Origin of the sequence: Rathayibacter sp. AY2B3 (assembly GCF_002931755.1) — a bacterium.
Lineage (GTDB): Bacteria > Actinomycetota > Actinomycetes > Actinomycetales > Microbacteriaceae > Rathayibacter.
In genome coordinates, this window is the sequence record NZ_PSUG01000008.1 from 38,456 (window position 1) to 57,807 (window position 19,352).

Below are 19,352 nucleotides of genomic sequence, written 5' to 3' on the forward strand. Positions count from 1 at the left end.
GCAGGGACCGGCTCGGAATTCAATACAGACAGTTGGGCCCCAGCAGGCTCTTCAGCTCGCCGAAGAGGTCGGGGGTGATGCGCACGGGGAACGGCACCTCGAACACGCGGGCCGTGTCGCCCTTGATCAGCTTCAGCCGCACCTCGGTCTGCCCGGAGTGGCGGATGAGAACGTCGCTGAGCTGCGAGACCGTGTCGGTGGTCGCGCGCGACTCGGGCATCGAGACGGTGAGCGGGCCCGAGTCGCCGTCCTGGCTCATCTCGGGGGCGAACAGGCTGAACGCGTGCAGGTTCATCCCGTCGTCGCGCATGCTGACGCGGCCTCTGACGACGACGATGGAGTCGTTCGTGAGCGCCGGGGCGAACTCCTGGTACGCCTTCCCCATGAACATGCAGGTGATCTCGCCGCCGAAGTCCTCGACCTGGATCATCCCGTACTGGTTGCCGGAGGCCTTGGCCATGCGGTGCTGGACACTCGTCACGAGGCCCGCGACGACCACGGTCTCTCCGTCGGCGATCGTCTCCGAGATCAGCAGATCGGCGATCGTGGTGCTGTAGTGCTTGGCGAGCTCGGTCTCGAGCCCGGCGAGCGGGTGGTCGGACACGTAGAGCCCGAGCATGTCGCGCTCGAAGGCGAGCTTGTCGCGCTTGGCCCATTCCGGCCGCTCGGGGACCTGGATCGCGGCCTGCGGCTCGTCCCAGAGGCTGTCGAAGTCGAAGCCGACCTGGCCGTTCGCCTCGTTGCGCTTCTCCCCCACCGCCGCCTCGACGGCGTCCTCGTGCACCTCGACCAGCGCGCGGCGTGTCGAGCCGAGCGAGTCGAAGGCGCCGGCCTTGATCAGCGACTCGATGGTGCGCTTGTTGGTCACCTGCAGCGGCACCTTGCGGAGGAAGTCGTGGAACGTCTCGAAGCGCCCCTTCTCCTCACGGGCCGCGCGGATGCCCTCGACGACGTTCGTGCCGACGTTGCGCACGGCGCCGAGGCCGAAGCGGATGTCGGTGCCGACCGCGGTGAAGAAGCCGATCGACTCGTTCACGTCCGGGGGGAGCACCTTGATCCCCATCCGCCGGCACTCGTTGAGGTAGGCGGCCATCTTGTCCTTGGAGTCGCCGACGCTGGTGAGCAGCGCGGCCATGTACTCCGCGGGGTAGTGCGCCTTGAGGTACGCCGTCCAGTAGGAGACGACGCCGTAGGCCGCCGAGTGCGCCTTGTTGAAGGCGTAGTCGGAGAAGGGCAGCAGGATGTCCCAGAGGGTCTTGACGGCCTCCATCGAGTACCCGTTGGCGATCATGCCTCCCGAGAAGCCCTCGAACTGCTTGTCCAGCTCGGACTTCTTCTTCTTGCCCATCGCGCGCCGCAGCAGGTCGGCCTGCGCGAGGGTGAAGCCGGCGAGCTTCTGCGCGATCGACATGACCTGCTCCTGGTACACGATCAGGCCGTAGGTCCCGCCGAGCACTTCCGAGAGCGGCTCCTCGAGCTCCGGGTGGATCGGGGTGATCTGCTGCACGCCGTTCTTGCGCAGCGCGTAGTTGGTGTGGGAGTCGGCGCCCATCGGGCCCGGCCGGTAGAGCGCGAGGACCGCGGAGATGTCCTCGAAGTTGTCGGGCTTCATCAGGCGGAGCAGGCCGCGCATCGGGCCGCCGTCGAGCTGGAAGACCCCGAGCGTGTCGCCGCGGGCGAGGAGGTCGTAGGCGGCCTGATCGTCGAGCTCGAGGTCCTCGAGCACGAGGTCCTGCCCACGGTTGGCGCGGATGTTGTCGAGGGCGTCGTCGATGATCGTAAGGTTCCGGAGCCCCAGGAAGTCCATCTTGATCAGCCCGAGCGACTCGCACGCGGGGTAGTCGAACTGCGTGACGATCTGGCCGTCCTGCTCCCGCTTCATGATCGGGATGATGTCCAGGAGCGGGTCGCTGGACATGATGACGCCGGCCGCGTGCACGCCCCACTGGCGCTTGAGGTTCTCGAGACCGAGCGCGGTGTCGAAGACCAGCTTCGCCTGCGGGTCCTCGGCGATGACGTTGCGCACGTCGAGCGCTTCCTTGTAGCGCGCGTGGGCGGGGTCGTTGATGCCGCTGAGCGGGATGTCCTTGCCCATGATCGCGGGCGGCATCGCCTTCGTCAGCTTCTCGCCCATCCCGAACGGGAAGCCGAGGACGCGCGAGGCGTCCTTGAGCGCCTGCTTCGCCTTGATGGTGCCGTAGGTGACGATCTGCGCGACGCGCTCGTCGCCGTACTTCTCGGTCACGTAGCGGATGACCTCGCCGCGGCGACGGTCGTCGAAGTCGACGTCGAAGTCCGGCATGGACACGCGGTCGGGGTTGAGGAAGCGCTCGAAGATCAGGCCGTGGCGCAGAGGATCGAGATCGGTGATCTTCATCGCGTAGGCCGCCATCGAGCCGGCGCCGGAGCCGCGGCCCGGACCGACGCGGATGCCGTTGCGCTTGGACCAGTTGATGAAGTCGGCGACGACGAGGAAGTAGCCGGGGAAGCCCATCTGCAGGATGACGCGGGTCTCGTAGTCCGCCCGATCGCGCACCTCCTGGGAGACGCCGTCCGGGTAGCGCTCGCGCAGTCCGGCCTCGACCTCCTTCACGAACCAGGTGTCCTCGGTCTCGCCCTCGGGGACGGGGAAGCGGGGCATGTAGTTCGCCGACGTGTCGAACTGGACGTCGCAGCGCTCGGCGATGAGCAGCGTGTTGTCGCAGGCCTCGGGGTGGTCGCGGAAGACCTGGCGCATCTCGCGGGGCGACTTGAGGTAGAACTCGTCCGCGTCGAACTTGAAGCGCTTGGGGTCGTCGAGGGTGGTGCCGGACTGCACGCAGAGCAGTGCCGCGTGCGAGGTCGCGTCGTGCGCGTGCGTGTAGTGGAGGTCGTTGGTGGCGACCAGCGGCAGGTCCAGGTCCTTCGCGAGCCGGATGACGTCCCCGATGACGCGGCGCTCGATGTCGAGGCCGTGATCCATGATCTCGGCGAAGAAGTTCTCCTTGCCGAAGATGTCGCGGTAGTCGGCGGCCGCCTGGCGGGCCTCCTTGTACTGGCCCAGGCGCAGGCGGGTCTGGACCTCGCCGCTCGGGCAGCCCGTCGTCCCGATCAGGCCCTCGGAGTACTGCGAGAGGATCTCGCGGTCCATGCGCGGCTTGAAGTAGTACCCCTCGATCGATGCGCGCGAGGAGAGCCGGAAGAGGTTGTGCATGCCCGTCGTGGTCGAGCTGAGCAGCGTCATGTGGGTGTAGGCGCCGGAGCCGGACACGTCGTCCCCTCCGCCGTCGCCCCAGCGGATGCGGGTCTTGTCGGAGCGGTGCGTCCCCGGAGTGAGGTAGGCCTCGGTGCCGATGATCGGCTTGATCCCCGCCGCCGTCGCGGTGCGCCAGAAGTCGAAGGCGCCGAACACGTTCCCGTGGTCGGTCACGGCGATGGCCGGCATGCCCTCCTCGACCGCCGCGTCGATCAGCGGCTTCACCCGCGCTGCACCGTCGAGCATCGAGTACTCGCTGTGCACGTGGAGGTGGACGAAGGAATCGTTACTCGGCAAGGATGCGCCTCCGGCGGACTGCGGGCAGGGGAGGGATGGCCGGCGGCCCGGGAGGGCCCGTGGACACGGCGGGAAGAAGTCTAACCGCGCCGGACGCGGGTCCGGCCGGAAGAGCGCGGATCACTCCCCGCGCAGCACCTCGAGGGCGTGCGCCAGGTCGTCGGGGTAGGACGCCTCGAACTGCACCCACTCCCCCGAGCCCGGGTGGGTGAAGCCGAGCCGGACCGCATCGAGCCACTGGCGGGTGAGGCCGAGCCGCTTCGAGAGGGTCGGATCGGCGCCGTACATCGCGTCGCCGACGCACGGGTGGCGCTGCGCGGCCATGTGCACGCGGATCTGGTGCGTGCGGCCGGTCTCGAGGTGGACCTCGAGGAGGGAGGCGAACGGGAAGGCCTCGATGGTCTCGTAGTGGGTCACGGAGGGCTTGCCGTCCGCGCGGACCGCGAACTTCCAGTCCGAGGACGGGTGGCGGCCGAGCGGGGCGTCGATCGTGCCGGCGAGCGGGTCGGGGTGGCCCTGCACGACGGCGTGGTAGACCTTCTCGACCGTGCGGTCGTGGAACGCCCTCTTGAGGTGGGTGTAGGCGCGTTCGGACTTCGCGACGACCATGAGACCGCTCGTGCCGGCGTCGAGCCGGTGCACGATGCCCGCGCGTTCGGCCGCACCGGAGGTCGACACGGTGAAGCCCGCGGCGGCGAGGGCGCCGAGCACCGTCGGTCCCTCCCAGCCCACGGCGGGGTGCGCGGCCACTCCGACCGGCTTGTCGATCACCACGATGTCGTCGTCGTCGTGCACGATGCCGAGGCCGGGGACCGCCATCGGCACGATCCTCGGCTCCTCGCGCGGGCTCCACTCGACGCTCAGCCAGGTGCCGGCGTGCACGCGGTCGCTCTTGTCGAGGACGCGTCCGTCGGCGCTCACTCCGCCCGCCTCGGCGACCTCGGCTGCGAAGGTGCGCGAGAAGCCGAGCAGCTTCGCGACGGCCGCGTCCACGCGGAGGCCGTCGAGCCCGTCCGGGACCGGAAGCTCTCGGGACTGCGCCATCAGCGTCCGCCGGGGCGGTCTGCGTCGCGGGCCGCCTCCTCGACGGAGGGGGCCGCGGCGGGGGCGTCCGCGGCGGTGGCGGCGGTCGCGTCGCCCTCGGACGAGTCGTGCAGCGGCTCGTCGCGGCCCGCGCGCTCGCGGGTGCCGTCGAGGCCGACGCCCCGCACGCTCAGGAGGACGAAGATCGCCATCGCCGTGCAGATCGCGATGTCGGCGACGTTGTAGATCGCCGGGAGCAGCCACGGCGTGAAGAGGAAGTCGACGACGTGTCCGAGCCCGAAGGAGGGCTCGCGGAACAGCCGGTCGAAGAGGTTGCCGAGGGTGCCGCCGAGCAGCAGCCCGAAGAAGACGGCCCACGCGGTGGAGCGGATCCGGCGCGCGAACCAGATCACGGCGACGACGACGCACGCCGCGATGATCGAGAAGATCCACGTCGACCCGCTCGCGAGGGAGAAGGCGGCGCCCGGGTTCTTCACGTAGTGCAGGATCAGGACGTCACCGAGGACGTGGACGTCCTCGCCCAGGGTCAGGTTCGTCGTGACCAGGAGCTTCGCGGTCTGATCGATCGCGAAGACCGCGAGCGCGACGAGGCCGAGGGTGACGAGCACCCTCGGCCTGACGTCCGCTGCGGCGGGACTACGCCCCAAAGCCCGACAGCGAGGACTCCGTCGACGCCGGCTGGGTGTCGAGGTCGCGGAGCTGGCCCTCGATGTAGCTCTTCAGCTTCTGGCGGTACTCGCGCTCGAAGGTGCGGAGCTCGTCGATGCGGTGCTCGACAGTCGCGCGCTCCTCCTCGAGCTTCGCGACCTGCTGGCGCTGCTTGGCCTCGGCCTCGGCGACGATGCGGGCGGCCGTGGCACGGCCCTCGGCGACGAGCGCGTCGCGCTTCTCGGCACCCTCGCGCACGTGCTCCTCGTGGAGGCGGCGGGCGAGCTGCAGGAGTCCGCTGGAGCTCTCGGCCTCGTCGACCGGAGCCGACTGCGAGGAGCTGACGGGAGCGACGACCGGTGCGGGAGCCGGGGTGGGCTCGGGCTCGGGCTCCGGCTCGGGTGCCTCGTCGACCACCGGGGCGGGAGCAGGAGTGCTCTCGCGGGGAGCGTCGGAGACTCGGGCGTCCGAGGGGCGGCTGTCGCCGGAGGAGAGGCGCTGACGCAGCTCCTCGTTCTCCTGGTTCAGGCGGCGGAGCTCCACGACGACCTCGTCGAGGAAGTCGTCGACCTCGTCCTGGTCGTATCCCTCGCGGAACTTGGTCGGCTGGAACCGCTTGTTGACAACGTCTTCGGGAGTGAGCGCCATGGCTTTCCACCTTCGATTTCAAGTAGGTACACGTTTAACAACGCGCGACTAAAGCTAGCAACTTCAGGCGCACGGCGCAGTGCTGACACCGCGGGGAACGTCCGGACGTGCCAACGATACAGGGACGGTCAGGCGCGCTGCAGCCACGTGGCGATGTACATGCCCACGATGACGCAGAGCATGGTGAGGCTCCAGCCGAAATCGAGCGCGATCGGGCCGATCGAGACCGGCTTGATCAGCCGTCGGAAGAAGCCGATCGGCGGGTCCGTGACGGTGTAGACGCCCTCCGCGGCGACGAGGCCGGCGCCGCGGGGGCGCCAGTCGCGTCGGATCACGCGGACGAGGTCGAGCACGAACCGCGCCCACATCGCGAAGAAGTAGAGCAGCAGCACGAAGTACAGGACGCTCCCGAGGAGCGAGACGACGGAGGTCACCGGGGGCCAGGGCTCCCCGGGATCAGGACTTCGCGAAGAACGACGCGTCGGCGTCGCTCTCGGCGGAGGCGGAGTCGCCGGCGACGGTGATGTGCGACGGCGAGAGCAGGAAGACCTTGCTCGTCACGCGCTCGATGCGGCCGTAAAGACCCTGCGAGAGTCCGCTCGCGAAGTCGATGAGGCGGCGGGCGTCCGCATCGCTCATCTGCGAGAGGTTGATGATCACGGGGATGCCGTCGCGGAAGTTCTCCGCGATGACCTGCGCGTCGCGGTACTGCTTCGGGTGGACGGTGAGGATCTCGTTCATCTCGGCGGGTGCCGTCGCCTTCGGGGTCTGGGGGGTGGGCTTGCGGAGCGGGGTGACCGTCGCGCGGGGCTGCTGCACCGGCTCGACGGGAGGGACGGGCTGCACCGGGGAGACCGGTGCGCGGTGGGCCGTCGCCGGGGCCGCCTCGACGGGCTCTGCGCGCTCGTACTCGACCTCTTCGTCGGCGAGTCCGAGGTAGACCATCGTCTTCTTCAGCGGGTTGGCCATGGGGTGTCCTCCGTGTCGTGTGTGCTCCCACAGGTGGGTCACCACGAGGTTAGGTGCGGGCGGGGCGTTCTCCGGTGATTGCCGACCCGATTCGCAGGTGTGTCGCACCCTCCGCGATCGCCTCGGCGAAGTCGTTCGACATGCCCGCCGAGATCGCCGTGGCGGAGGGCTCGACGGCGCGCACCAGGTCGGAGATCGACCGGAGCCGGGCGAACGCCGGACGGGGCTCCTCGTCCAGCGGGGCGACCGCCATCACGCCGCGCAGCGTCAGGCCGGGCGCTCCGGCGAGGGCCTCGGCGAGGGGCTCGACGTCGGCGGGCGACGCTCCCCCGCGCTCGGGGTCCTCCGTGAGGTTGACCTGCAGGAACACGTCGAGCGGCTCCTCCCCCGCCTCCAGCAGTGGGACGAGCGCGAGCCTGTCGACGGAGTGGATCGCGTCGGCGTAGCGGCGCACCTGGCGCGCCTTCTTGCTCTGGAGCTGCCCGATGAAGTGCCAGCGCGCAGCCGTCCCGGCCAGCTCGGCCGACTTCTCCTGCGCCTCCTGGTGCCGGTTCTCGCCGAAGTCGACGACGCCCAGCTCGAGGAGGTCGCGGAGCAGTGACAGGGGGTGGAACTTGGTCACCACGATCGTCGTGACCGAGGACGTCTCGCGACCGGCCGAGCGGGTCGCGTCGGCGACCCGCTCGGAGACCTCGGCCCAGCGCTCGGCCAGCTCCGGATCCGGCACGACTACTTGAGGAAGTCGGGGATGTCCAGGTCGCTGTCGTCGTCGTCGAACGACGGGTCGGCGACAGGGGCCGGGGCGGCGACGGGGGTGCTCGACCAGATCGAGCCGGCCGCGGGGGCGGCGGCGGGAGCCGGGACGGGCTCGGCGGCCGACTCGCTCGCCGAGCTCTGCTGCTGGCGCGGCTGCGCGATCGCGGCCTGAGCCGTCCCGCCCGGCTCTCCGCCGTCGAAGCCCGCGGCGATGACGGTGACGCGCACCTCGTCGCCGAGCGTGTCGTCGATCACGGCACCGAAGATGATGTTCGCCTCGGCGTGCACCGCCTCCTGGACGAGGCGCGCCGCGTCGTTGATCTCGAAGATGCCCAGGTTCGAGCCGCCCTGGATCGAGAGGAGCACGCCGTGCGCGCCGTCGATGCTGGCCTCGAGCAGCGGCGAGGCGACCGCCAGCTCGGCCGCCTTGATCGCGCGGTCGGCGCCGCGCGACGAGCCGATGCCCATCAGCGCCGAGCCCGCGCCCTGCATGACCGACTTCACATCGGCGAAGTCGAGGTTGATCAGGCCGGGGGTGGTGATCAGGTCGGTGATGCCCTGGACGCCGGCGAGGAGCACCTGGTCGGCGGTCGCGAAGGCCTCGAGCATCGAGATGCCGCGGTCGCTGATCTCGAGCAGGCGGTCGTTCGGGACGACGATGAGGGTGTCGACCTCGTTCTTCAGCGTCGCGACGCCGGCCTCGGCCTGCGTCTGGCGACGGCGTCCCTCGAATCCGAAGGGCTTGGTCACGACACCGATGGTGAGGGCGCCGATCGACTTGGCGATGCGCGCGACGACGGGCGCGCCACCGGTGCCGGTGCCGCCGCCCTCGCCCGCGGTGACGAAGACCATGTCCGCCCCCGCGAGGACCTCCTCGATCTCCTCGGCGTGGTCCTCGGCGGCGCGGCGGCCGACCTCGGGGTCGGCGCCGGCGCCGAGTCCGCGGGTCAGCTCGCGGCCCACGTCGAGCTTGACGTCGGCGTCGCTGAGCAGGAGCGCCTGGGCGTCCGTGTTGATCGCGATGAATTCGACACCGCGCAGGCCGAGCTCGATCATGCGGTTGACGGCGTTGACGCCGCCACCGCCGATGCCGACGACCTTGATCACGGCGAGGTAGTTCTGGTTTGAAGTCACGTCTCCGGCCTCCGGGCTGAACTCTAAACCTGTAGTTGAGGCTTAAAGTTATGCTGAGTATGCATTTGGGGTTCGGCTCCGACGGTAGGCGGAGTCGGGTCGCGCTCCCAGCAGACACGCCCGCAACGCTCGAAAGAACGCGCGGATCCGCCGCCGGTCACGGACGGGGCGCCACGACGGCGGCCTGGGGCGAGGACACGTCGTAGGTGCCGACGACGGCAGGATCGGTCGCGGCCATCAGCTTCTCGAGCACGGCGGACTTGAGCGCCGACTCGTCCGACCCGCCCCAGACGACGGTCGTGCCGTTCTGCAGGGTGAGCGAGACGTCGTCGCCGGTCGTGGCCGTGGCGGCCGTCACCTGCGGAGCGAGCGACGCGGGCAGGGAGCGCAGCACCCGCGCGGTCGCGCGGAAGCCGGCTCCGGAGGCGTCGCCGGACGCCGTGGTGAGGACCGGGTAGCCGGGCTGCGCCGAGTCCGCCGTCTCGATGACGACTCCGGCCGCGTCCACGAGCTCGAAGCGGCCCCCCGTCGAGATCACGCCGAGGGGCGTGCGCTCGACGATCGACACCACGAGGGTGCTCGGCGGGCGGGTCTGCACCGAGTAGCTCTGGATGAGCGGGGACCCGCCCAGCACGCGGCCGACCTCGTCCCGGTCCACGAGGGTGAGCGGGACGCCGAGCTGGTCGTCGAGCTCGCTCTGCAGGGCGGCGGCGTCGACGCGCTGAGTGCCCGAGATCTCGATCGTGCGCACGGCCATGAGCGGCGAGAAGGCCGCGACGCCGACGAGCAGGGCGAGGGCGACGAGCGACCCGGCCACGACCAGTGCGATCAGGCGGCGCCGACGCGCGCGCTTCGTGAAGCGGCGGACCTCCCCCCGCTCGTAGCGCCTCCGCTCGCGGGCGGCCCGGGAGACGGCCCGGTTCTCGGCTCCGGGCAGGCGCAGGCCCGAGAGGGTGCGGCGGACGGCGCCCGCGCGCGACGGAGTGCGCTCGGCCGGCTCGGGCTGCACGCGGATCGCGGAGACGATCCGGATCGGCTCGGTGTCCGGCTCCGGCTCGCCGCTGCCCGTCGGGACGCTCCGGCCGGGTGCCGGAGGGCGTCCGCCGTCGGGCCGCTTCACGGCCGCTCCCCCGCTGCGGGCGCGAGGACCGCGGTCATCGTGCGACCGACGCGGCCTCGCTCGCACCGAGCGACTCGAGCACCTGCGGGATGATCCGGTACACGTCACCGCAGCCGAGGGTGATGACGAAGTCGCCCTCGCGCGCGATGCTGGCCGTGAGGCGGGCCGCCTCCGCCCAGTCCGGGACGAACGAGACGTGCGACGGGTCGGCGAACTTCTCGCTGACCAGCGCTCCGGTCACTCCGGGCTCCGGATCCTCGCGCGCCCCGTAGACGTCGAGGACGACCGTCTCGTCGGCGTAGCGCTCGAGCGTCTCGGCGAACTCGCGGGCGAAGAGGCGGGTGCGGCTGTAGAGGTGCGGCTGGTGCACGGCGATGATGCGGCCCTCGCCGACCACCGTGCGCGCAGCGGAGAGGGCGGCGGCCACCTCGGTGGGGTGGTGGGCGTAGTCGTCGTAGACGCTGACGCCGCGGACCGCTCCGTGCAGCTCGAAGCGGCGCTCCGTGCCTCCGAACGCCGACACGGCCTCGAGCGAGGCGGCCGGATCGAAGCCCAGGCCCACCAGCACCGCGAACGCGCCGGCCGCGTTGATCGCGTTGTGCCGGCCGGGGATGCGGAGGCGGGCCGAGTAGCGCCTGCCCTCGTACTCGACCGAGAAGCCGACGGGGCCGACGAGGTCGAGGTCGACGACGCGGACGTCCGCTCCCTCGGCCTCGCCGAAGGTCAGCACCCGGCCGCCGTCCAGCCGCTCGGTGACGCGGACCGCGCCGGGGTCGTCCGAGGAGATGACGACGAGCTCGCTCGCGGAGGAGGCGAAAGTGACGAAGGCGTCCTCGAACGCCTCCAGCGATCCGTAGTGGTCGAGGTGGTCCGGGTCGACGTTGGTGATGAGGGCGACCGAGGTGTCGTAGAGCAGGAAGCTGCCGTCGGACTCGTCGGCCTCGACGACGAAGACCTCGCCGGAGCCGGCGGCGGACGAGGTGCCGAGGCTCTCGATGATGCCGCCGTTGACGAAGCTGGGGTCGGCGTCGACGCCGAGCAGGCCGGTGACGATCATGCCGGTCGACGTGGTCTTGCCGTGCGCTCCGGCCACCGCGACCAGGCGCTTGCCGCGCACCAGCCAGGCGAGGGCCTGCGAGCGGTGCAGCACGGGCAGACCGCGCTCCTTCGCCAGCAGGTACTCCGGGTTGTCGGGCCACAGGGCGGAAGTGACGACGACCGCCTCGGCGTCCCCGAGGTTCGCCGCGTCGTGCCCGATGGCGACCGGGACGCCGAGCTCCCGCAGCTGCTCGACGGGGTGGGACTCGCGGACGTCGGACCCGGTGACGCGGTGCCCGGCGTGGTGGAACAGCCGCGCGATCCCGCTCATCCCGGAGCCGCCGATGCCGATGAAGTGGACCGAGCCGAGCTCGTCGGGGACGGTGATGCCGAGGTCGGGCTTGATCACGGGGCTCTCGCTTTCGGGTGGGTCGCGGCGGGCGGGAGGGGCCTCCCGCGGTGCGCCGGATCAGTGTAGACGGTGGGCGGGAGTGCTCTCCCGAGCCGCGCGGAGCGGGCTCAGTGCGGAGCGGAGAGGCTCGACTCGATCAGGTCGACGAGCCGTCCGGAGCCGTCGCGGACGCCGACGCGGGCGGCCCGGCGCGCCATCTCGTCGCGACGGGCGGTGTCGCCCAGGAGCGGTACGAGCTCCCGCTGGACCCACCCGGGCAGGAAGGCGGCGTCCTCGACGAGGACCGCTCCCCCGGCGTCGACGACGCCGCGCGCGTTGACGCGCTGCTCGCCGTTGCCGACCGGGTACGGGACGTAGACCGCGGGCAGGCCGAGGGCCGTCAGCTCACTGACGGTCGCCGCCCCCGCGCGGGAGACGGCCACGTCCGCGGCGGACAGCGCGAGGTCCATCCGGTCGCAGTAGGCGAGGAGGTGGTAGCCGGCCACGCCCGGGTCCGTGATCTCGGCGCGGTCGCCCGTGATGTGGAGGACCTGGAAGCCGGTGGCGACGAGATCCCGGGCGGCGGCGTGCACCGTCGCGTTGATCCGCCGAGCGCCGAGCGAGCCGCCGGTGACCAGGAGGGTCTGCCGGGACGGGTCGAGGCCCAGCGCCGCCATCGCCTCGTCGCGGCGCGCGGCCCGGTCGAGCTCGGCGATCTCGCGGCGCAGCGGCATGCCGACGACCCGCGCGTGCGGCAGGGGCGTGCCCTCGAAGGCCACGCCGACGGAGCGGGTCGCGCGGGCGCCGAGGCGGTTCGCGAGCCCGGGACGCGCGTTGGCCTCGTGGACGGTGAAGGGGACGCCGGCGCGGCGGGCCGCCAGGTAGGCGGGTGCAGCGGCGTAGCCGCCGAAGCCGACCACCGCGTCGATCCGCCGGTCCCGGATCGTCCGGACGATGCCCGCGATGGTCGCGCGGAGGGCTCCGGGGAACCGCAGCGCCGCCGCGTCCGGGCGCCGCGGGAACGGCAGCTTCGGGATCACCGAGAGCTCGTAGCCGCGGAGGGGGACAAGGCGGGCCTCGAGCCCCTCCGCGGTGCCGAGGACGAGCACGTCGTCGTCCGGGTTCCGCCTGCGGATCTCGTCGGCCGTCGCGAGCAGCGGATTGACGTGGCCGGCGGTGCCGCCGCCGGCGAGGAGGTAGCGGGTCACTCCGCCGCCGCCTTCCGGCGGCGCAGCACGCCCGCGCCGGGCAGGGGCGCGGTCTGGGTGCGGGCGAAGGAGAGGACGACGCCGATGGCGAGGAGGGAGCTGAGCAGGGCGGTGCCTCCGGAGGAGATCAGGGGCAGCGGGACCCCCAGCACCGGGAGCACCCCCAGGACCACGCCGATGTTGACGAACGCCTGGCCGATCAGCCAGACCATGATCGCGCCGGTGCTGATCCGCACGAACGGATCGGAGGACGCGTGGATGACGCGGAAGAAGGCGACCGCGAGGACCACGAACAGCGCCAGGACGACGATCGCTCCGATCAGCCCGAGCTCCTCGCCGATGATGGCGAAGATGTAGTCGTTGTCCGCGGCGGGCAGCCAGGACCACTTGGCCTTGGAGTTGCCGAGACCCACGCCGAAGATCCCGCCGGAGGCCATCGCCCAGGTGCCGTGCACCGGCTGCCAGCACGAGTTCTGGTACTCCTCGACGTTGGAGCAGTCGCCGAGGAAGGACATGATCCGGGTGAGGCGGTTGTCGCTGGAGACGGCGAACAGCACCGCTCCGATCGCGCCGACCACCACGATCGGCACGAGGACCTTCATCTGGACGTTCGCGTAGAAGAGGGCGGCGAGGACGATGCCCGCCATGATCACGACCGTGCCCAGGTCGCCGCCGATGAGGACCAGTCCGATCGCGGCGCCGCCGACGATCAGGACGGGCATGAGCGCGTCCTTCCAGTCCTTCGGCGACCGGTAGCGGCGGGCGAGCAGGAGCCCCAGCCAGAGGGCGAGGGCGAGCTTGATGATCTCGGAGGGCTGCATGCTGAAGGCGCCGAGGCGGATCCAGTTGCGGTTCCCGCCGACGGAGTCGCCGAGCGGCGTGAAGAGCACGAGGCACTGGAGGACGCAGCCGGCGATGAGCAGGATCGGCGTCACGCGCTTCCACACGCCGAGGGGCAGCCGCGAGACCACCAGCATCATCGGGATCCCGAGGAGGGCGAACCCGCCCTGGCGCAGGAAGCCGCCGAAGGAGTCGTCGCTCGACACGTAGGAGGTGACCGAGGAGGAGGAGAGCACCATGGTCAGCCCGAACAGCACCAGGAAGAGCGTGGTGCCGAAGAGGAGGTAGAAGTTCGGCGAGTGGGAGGCGAAGACCTTCGACAGGACGATCCGCGCGGAGCGGGCCCCGCTCCGGTCCTTCCCGCGCGGCTCAGTGCGCGAACGGCCCGCGGGGCGGCTCGTCGTCGGAGCGGTCATCGGCTCCCCCTCCCAGGTGTGTCGCCACGGCGGCCGCGAAGGAGCGGCCCCGAGCCGCGTAGTCGAGGAACTGGTCCATCGAGGCCGCGGCGGGTGCGAGCAGGACGACGTCCCCCGAGCGGGCGAGCGTCGCGGCGGCCTCGACGGCCGCCTGCATCACCGCACCAGTGTCGTCCGGCACCACCTCGCTCACGGGGAGGGCGGGCGCGTGTCGTCGGAATGCCCCGAGCAGCGCCGAGCGGTCGGCGCCGATCACCACGGCGCCCCGCAGGCGGCCGACGTGCGCGGCCACGAGGGCGTCCACGTCGACTCCCTTGAGCAGCCCGCCGACGACCCAGACGACCGACGGGTACGCGCGCAGCGAGGCGTCGGCGGCGTGCGGGTTCGTGGCCTTGGAGTCGTTCACCCAGGTCACCCCGTCGTGCTCGGCGACCACCTGGATGCGGTGGGCGTCGAGCTCGAACGCCGCCAGCGCGGTGCGGACGGCCGCGACCTCGATCCCGCACGCTCGGGAGAGCGCCGCCGCGGCGAGCACGTTCTGGACGATGTGCGGAGCGGCGAGGTGGCGCGCGGCGAGCTCGTCCACGGTGGTGATCTCGAGGGCGCTGGTGCGGCGGTCCTCGAGGAAGGCGCGGTCGCAGAGGATGCCGTCGACGATCCCGAAGTCGCTCGGGCCGGGGACGCCGAGGCCGAACCCGATCGCGCGGGCGCCCTCCACCACCTCGGCGTCGAGCACCATCTGCTCGGTCGCCGCGTCGGCGCGGTTGTACACGCAGGCGACGCGGGTGCCGGCGTAGACCTTGCCCTTGGCCGCACGGTAGGCGTCGAACGAGCCGTGCCAGTCGAGGTGATCGTCGGCGATGTTGAGGCACGCGCTCGCGATCGGCTCGATCGCGCCCAGGTAGTGCAGCTGGTAGCTCGAGAGCTCCACGACCAGGACGTCGAAGCCCTGCGGGTCGCGGACCGCGTCGAGCACGGGAACACCGATGTTGCCGCAGGGGGCGGCGCGGAGACCGCCTGCCACGAGCATCGTCGCCGTGAGCTGGACGGTCGTGGTCTTCCCGTTGGTGCCGGTGACGGCCACCCAGTCGGCCGGAGTGCCGTCGGCGCGCACGACCTTGTCGCGGACACGCCAGGCGAGCTCGACGTCGCCCCACACGGGGATACCGGACTCCGCCGCCCACACGAGGATCGGGTGCGTCGGCCGGAAGCCGGGCGACACCACGACCAGCTCCGGAGTGAACGCGCGCAGCTCCTCCGGAGCGGAGTCGAGGCGGTCGGCCCGGTGCAGGCGGGCGCCGATCACCTCGAGCAGGCGCTCGCGCTCCTCGTCGGCGCGGTCGGCGAGGACCAGCACCTCGGAGCCGAGCTCGGTCAGCGTGTCGGCCACCGAGAACCCGGTGACGCCCAGGCCCAGCACGGCGACGCGCAGGCCCCGCCAGTCCGAGTGCCAGCTGCGGAGGGAGTCGGGACGGGCGGGATCGGTCATGCCAGCGACAGCCATTCCAGGTAGAAGAGCCCGACGCCGGCGGCGACGAAGATGCCGGCGATGATCCAGAACCTGACCACGACGGTGATCTCGGCCCAGCCCTTGAGCTCGAAGTGGTGGTGGAGCGGGCTCATCAGGAAGATGCGCTTGCCCCGGGTCAGCTTGAAGTAGATCCGCTGGAGGATGACCGAGCCGGTCACGATGACGAACAGGCCGCCGATGAGGATGACGAGCAGCTCGGTGCGGGTGAGGATCGCCAGGGCCGCGAGCGCGCCGCCGAGGCCGAGCGAACCGGTGTCGCCCATGAAGATCTGCGCCGGCGAGGTGTTCCACCAGAGGAAGCCCACGAGGGCGCCGGAGACGGCGGCCGCGATGATCGCCAGGTCGAACGGGTCGCTCACCTGGTAGCACTTGTCGACGACCTCGGGGTTGAGGTGCTGGTCGAAGCACCACTGGTTCGACTGCCAGAACCCGATGATGACGTAGGAGCCGATCGCGAGGATCGAGGACCCGGTCGCGAGCCCGTCGAGCCCGTCCGCGACGTTCACGCCGTTCGACGTGCTGGTGACGATGACGCAGATCCACAGCACGAACAGGCCGATGCCGATCCAGCCGAGGGAGGCGAAGTCGAACGGCAGGTCGCGGATGAACGAGATCGAGGTCGAGGCGGGGGTGAGCCCGTTGGAGTCGCGGACCATGATCGCGATCACGGCGAAGGCCGCGGCGACGATGACCTGCCCGGCGATCTTCGCCCAGCCGCCGAGGCCGAGGCTGCGCTGGTTGCGGGTCTTCAGGAAGTCGTCGACGAAGCCGACGAGTCCGAGCCCGACCATCATGAAGAGCACCAGCAGGGCCGAGGGCGCGATCGCCCGGTTGCCGAACAGCATCCCGAGGAAGTAGCCGACCACGGTGCCGATGATGATGACGATGCCGCCCATCGTCGCCGTGCCGTGTTTGACGTGGTGCGACTTCGGTCCGTCCTCGCGGATGAACTGGCCCCACTGCAGGCGGTGGAAGAGGCGGATGAACAGGGGCGTCATCAGGAGCGTGAAGGCTCCGGAGAACGCGCCGGACAGGAGGAGTGCCCTCATCGGTGACGCTCCCCGAGACGGTCGGCGAGGAAGCGCAGCCCCGCGGAGTTGGACGACTTGACCAGCACGGTGTCGCCGGGTCGGACGTAGTCCTCGAGGAGGTCGAACGCCTCGTCAGAGGTCTCCGCGAAGACGGACTCGCCGCTCCAGGACCCCTCGCGCTCGGCCGCGACGTGGATCCGGCGGGCGCCTCGGCCCACCACCACGATCTGGGAGATGTTGAGACGGACCGCCAGCAGGCCCACGCGCTCGTGCTCCTCGTCGGCCCACTCCCCGAGCTCGCTCATCTCGCCCAGGACGGCGACGGTGCGCCCCCCGGGCTTCGCGATCTGGGCGAGGGTGCGCAGGGCGGCCGCGGTGGAGTCGGGGCTCGCGTTGTACGCGTCGTTGATGACGCGGACGTCCTCGCCGCCCAGGACCTCCATGCGGCCGCGCTCGGCGAGGGTGACGGTCGCGAGCGCCTCGACGATCGCGGGCAGCGCCACTCCGACCGAGAGCGCGGCGGCGGTCGCCGCGAGGGCGTTCATCACGTGGTGCTCGCCGAGGACGCGCAGCAGGAGCTCGGCGCGAGCGGCCTCGCGGCCCTCCCCCGCCGAGACCTCGATCGCGAAGCGGGTGCCGTCGGCGGTCGCGTCGATGTCGACGGCGCGGACGTCCGCGCTCTCGCCGCGGCCGAACCAGAGGACCCGGGCGGCGGTGCGGCCCGCCATCGTGGCGACCCGGCCGTCGTCGGCGTTCAGCACGGCGACGTCGTCGGCGGTGAGGTCGGCGACCATCTCGGTCTTGGCCTCGAGCGTGCGCTCGATCCCGCCGAACTCGCCGGCGTGCGCGAGGCCCACGGCGAGGACGACGCCGACGTCGGGCCTGGCCATCCGGACGAGGCGGCGGATCTCGCCGACCGCGCTCGCGCCCATCTCGGCGACGAGGAAGCGCGTCGACGCGGACACCTGGAGCATCGTGATCGGTGCGCCGACCTCGTTGTTGAAGGAGCCGCGCGGCGCGACCGTCTCGCCGACCCGCTCGAGGACGGTGCGGAGGAGGTTCTTGGTCGTCGTCTTGCCGTTCGATCCGGTGACGCCGATGACGGTGAGCCCGCCCTTCGCGCGGACGCGGCGGACGACCTCGGTCGCCAGCGCGCCGAGCGCCTCGACGGAGTCGTCGACGAGGACCTGCGGCACGTCGAGGTCGAGCGGGCGCTCCACGATGAGGAGTGCGGCGCCGCGCTCGAGGGCGGCGGGCGCGAAGAGGTGGCCGTCGGTGTGCTCGCCGCGCTTGGCGACGAAGATCCCGCCGGGCGCGATCTCGCGGGAGTCGGTCTCGGTCGCGCCGTCTATCACGGTGGCGGCCGTGGCGGACGAGCCGGCCAGGTGGAGGCGCCCGGAGACGGCCTCGGCGATCTCGGTGAGGGTGAGGGCGATCATCTACAGCCAGCCCGCCTCGCGCAGCGCGTGACGGACGTCGTCTCTGGCCGAATACGGCATGTGCACTCCTGCGATCTCCTGGTGGTCCTCGTGGCCGGGCCCGGCGTAGAGGATCGAGTCCCCTTCGCGCGCGAGGGCGACGGCGGCGCGCACGGCGGCGCGCGGGTCTGCGATCTCGTGGATCTCCCGGTCGGGCACGGCGGCCCGGGCGCCCCGGAGGAGTGCGGCGCGGATGGCGGCCGGATCCTCCCAGCGCGGGTGGAAGTCGGTGACGACCACGACGTCGGCCAGACGGGCCGCGATGGCGCCCATCTCGCTCCGCTTGGTCGTGTCGCGGTCGCCGTCCGCCCCGAACACCATGAACAGGCGGCCGGGGGTGATGGTCCGCAGCGCCTCGAGCGCGTTCTGGAACGCGTCCGGGGTGTGGCCGTAGTCGACGTAGACGCGCGGTCCGCGCTCCCCCGAGACGAGCTCGGCGCGGCCCGGGATGTAGACGTCGAGACGGCTGTCCTCGAGCGCGTGCGCGACGGCGTCCAGGTCGAAGCCGGACTCGACCAGCATCACGATCGCCAGCGCGGCGTTGGACGCCATGTACCAGCCGATCAGCGAGACGGTGACGACGACGGAGCGGTTCTCGGGCCCCTCCAGGCGGAAGGTGGTGCTGTCGGGCGTCGCCTCCAGCACCGTCATCGACCAGTCGGCCCGCGTCGTCGGGGCGACTCCGACGACCGGCGAGCCCGCGAGCGTCGCGACGGGGATGCGGCTGCGCTCGGCGAGCTCGCGCCCCCAGGCGCTGTCGACCGTGACGACGCCGCGGCGTGCGCGCTCCGGCTCGAAGAGGTCCGCCTTGGCCTCGAAGTACTCGCGCAGATCGGAGTAGTCGTCGAGGTGGTCGTGGCTGAGGTTGGTGAAGCCGACGACGTCGAAGACGAGGCCGTCGATCCGGTGCCGCGTGAGCGCCTGCGCCGAGACCTCGATCGAGACCGCGCGGACGGCGGACTCTCGCATCCGCGCGAGAAGGCCGTGCAGCTCGCTCGCCTCGGGAGTGGTCAGCGAGCTCACCACCGCGACGTCGCCGATCCGGCGCTCGGCGGTGGAGCTGAGACCCGAGACGACTCCGAGCCGGCGCAGCAGCGCGTCGAGGATGTAGACGACGCTCGTCTTGCCGTTGGTCCCCGTCACGCCGAAGAGCGTCGGGACGTCCTCCCGGGTGCGGTGGATCCACGCGGCGACGTCGCCGAGGGCGGCCCGCGGGTCGGGGGTCACCAGCACGGGCAGGCCGCTGTCGGCGGCGAGCTCGGCTCCGGCGGGGTCGGTCAGCACGGCGACGGCACCGGACGCCGCGGCCGCGGACGCGAAGGCCGCGCCATGGGCACGACGTCCTGCGACACCGACGTAGAGATCTCCGGACTCGACCTGGTTCGAGTCCAGCGTGACTCCGCTCACCTCGACGCCCTCGAGGCCGCGGACCGGGCCGAGGGAGAACTCGGCCACGAGCTGCGAGAGGCTCCGCGGCACGGGGTGCTCGGGGCGGAGGGAGGACTGCGGGCGAGGGTCGTGCACTGCCCGCTCTTTCTCTCGTTCTGGTGCGTGGATCGCGGTCCCGG

Annotated in this window: 16 protein-coding genes; all 16 read right to left on the minus strand. The window is 71.4% G+C overall.

What is annotated here, in order from left to right:
- Nucleotides 1-19: 19 nt before the first annotated feature.
- Nucleotides 20-3,481 carry a DNA polymerase III subunit alpha gene (dnaE, locus tag C5C24_RS04155; RefSeq protein ID WP_374955320.1) on the minus strand — a complete coding sequence of 1,154 codons (3,462 nt, stop codon included), beginning with the start codon at nucleotides 3,479-3,481 and terminating at the stop codon, nucleotides 20-22.
- A gap of 171 nt (nucleotides 3,482-3,652) precedes the next feature.
- Complete coding sequence (locus C5C24_RS04160) at nucleotides 3,653-4,576, minus strand: RluA family pseudouridine synthase (protein WP_104276438.1); 924 nt, start codon at nucleotides 4,574-4,576, stop codon at nucleotides 3,653-3,655.
- A complete protein-coding gene (gene lspA, locus C5C24_RS04165; RefSeq protein ID WP_104304371.1) occupies nucleotides 4,576-5,184 on the minus strand; it encodes a signal peptidase II in 609 nt (202 codons plus the stop codon). The genes C5C24_RS04160 and lspA overlap by 1 nt, the downstream gene beginning before the upstream one ends.
- A 28-nt stretch (nucleotides 5,185-5,212) precedes the next feature.
- Entirely contained in the window at nucleotides 5,213-5,872 is a 660-nt protein-coding gene (locus C5C24_RS04170) for a DivIVA domain-containing protein (RefSeq protein ID WP_104276440.1), read from the minus strand.
- 128 nt (nucleotides 5,873-6,000) lie between these two features.
- Nucleotides 6,001-6,306, minus strand: coding sequence for a YggT family protein (locus tag C5C24_RS04175; RefSeq protein WP_258059242.1), 306 nt, complete (start codon nucleotides 6,304-6,306; stop codon nucleotides 6,001-6,003).
- A 22-nt stretch (nucleotides 6,307-6,328) separates the two neighbouring features.
- Nucleotides 6,329-6,841 carry a cell division protein SepF gene (locus C5C24_RS04180; protein ID WP_104222599.1) on the minus strand — a complete coding sequence of 171 codons (513 nt, stop codon included), beginning with the start codon at nucleotides 6,839-6,841 and terminating at the stop codon, nucleotides 6,329-6,331.
- A 49-nt stretch (nucleotides 6,842-6,890) separates the two neighbouring features.
- Complete coding sequence (locus C5C24_RS04185) at nucleotides 6,891-7,568, minus strand: YggS family pyridoxal phosphate-dependent enzyme (RefSeq protein ID WP_104304372.1); 678 nt, start codon at nucleotides 7,566-7,568, stop codon at nucleotides 6,891-6,893.
- A gap of 2 nt (nucleotides 7,569-7,570) precedes the next feature.
- Entirely contained in the window at nucleotides 7,571-8,731 is a 1,161-nt protein-coding gene (ftsZ, locus tag C5C24_RS04190; RefSeq protein WP_104222597.1) for a cell division protein FtsZ, read from the minus strand.
- Between the two features lie 157 nt (nucleotides 8,732-8,888).
- Entirely contained in the window at nucleotides 8,889-9,851 is a 963-nt protein-coding gene (locus tag C5C24_RS04195; RefSeq protein WP_104304373.1) for a cell division protein FtsQ/DivIB, read from the minus strand.
- Between the two features lie 34 nt (nucleotides 9,852-9,885).
- Nucleotides 9,886-11,298 (minus strand): UDP-N-acetylmuramate--L-alanine ligase, encoded by a 1,413-nt coding sequence (gene murC, locus C5C24_RS04200; RefSeq protein WP_104304374.1) that lies wholly within the window; start codon nucleotides 11,296-11,298, stop codon nucleotides 9,886-9,888.
- 110 nt (nucleotides 11,299-11,408) lie between these two features.
- Nucleotides 11,409-12,488, minus strand: a complete 1,080-nt coding sequence (locus C5C24_RS04205; RefSeq protein ID WP_104281237.1) for a glycosyltransferase — start codon at nucleotides 12,486-12,488, stop codon at nucleotides 11,409-11,411.
- Entirely contained in the window at nucleotides 12,485-13,744 is a 1,260-nt protein-coding gene (gene ftsW, locus C5C24_RS04210; protein WP_104281236.1) for a putative lipid II flippase FtsW, read from the minus strand. The genes C5C24_RS04205 and ftsW overlap by 4 nt, the downstream gene beginning before the upstream one ends.
- On the minus strand, nucleotides 13,698-15,233 hold the full coding sequence (gene murD / locus C5C24_RS04215) for a UDP-N-acetylmuramoyl-L-alanine--D-glutamate ligase (protein ID WP_104281235.1): 1,536 nt from the start codon (nucleotides 15,231-15,233) through the stop codon (nucleotides 13,698-13,700). The genes ftsW and murD overlap by 47 nt, the downstream gene beginning before the upstream one ends.
- Nucleotides 15,230-16,324 (minus strand): phospho-N-acetylmuramoyl-pentapeptide-transferase, encoded by a 1,095-nt coding sequence (mraY, locus tag C5C24_RS04220; protein WP_104276446.1) that lies wholly within the window; start codon nucleotides 16,322-16,324, stop codon nucleotides 15,230-15,232. The genes murD and mraY overlap by 4 nt, the downstream gene beginning before the upstream one ends.
- Complete coding sequence (murF, locus tag C5C24_RS04225; protein ID WP_104304375.1) at nucleotides 16,321-17,745, minus strand: UDP-N-acetylmuramoyl-tripeptide--D-alanyl-D-alanine ligase; 1,425 nt, start codon at nucleotides 17,743-17,745, stop codon at nucleotides 16,321-16,323. Before murF ends, mraY begins: the two co-directional genes overlap by 4 nt.
- A complete protein-coding gene (locus C5C24_RS04230) occupies nucleotides 17,746-19,308 on the minus strand; it encodes a Mur ligase family protein (RefSeq protein ID WP_104304376.1) in 1,563 nt (520 codons plus the stop codon).
- Nucleotides 19,309-19,352 lie beyond the last annotated feature (44 nt).

Bases quoted from the DNA above. Each gene is read 5' to 3' on its own strand.
- dnaE (WP_374955320.1), bottom strand. From the start codon at position 3,481: ATGCTCGACGGTGCAGCGCGGGTGAAGCCGCTGATCGACGCGGCGGTC.
- C5C24_RS04160 (WP_104276438.1), bottom strand. From the start codon at position 4,576: ATGGCGCAGTCCCGAGAGCTTCCGGTCCCGGACGGGCTCGACGGCCTC.
- C5C24_RS04170 (WP_104276440.1), bottom strand. From the start codon at position 5,872: ATGGCGCTCACTCCCGAAGACGTTGTCAACAAGCGGTTCCAGCCGACC.
- C5C24_RS04180 (WP_104222599.1), bottom strand. From the start codon at position 6,841: ATGGCCAACCCGCTGAAGAAGACGATGGTCTACCTCGGACTCGCCGAC.
- ftsW (WP_104281236.1), bottom strand. From the start codon at position 13,744: ATGACCGCTCCGACGACGAGCCGCCCCGCGGGCCGTTCGCGCACTGAG.
- murD (WP_104281235.1), bottom strand. From the start codon at position 15,233: ATGACCGATCCCGCCCGTCCCGACTCCCTCCGCAGCTGGCACTCGGAC.
- mraY (WP_104276446.1), bottom strand. From the start codon at position 16,324: ATGAGGGCACTCCTCCTGTCCGGCGCGTTCTCCGGAGCCTTCACGCTC.
- murF (WP_104304375.1), bottom strand. From the start codon at position 17,745: ATGATCGCCCTCACCCTCACCGAGATCGCCGAGGCCGTCTCCGGGCGC.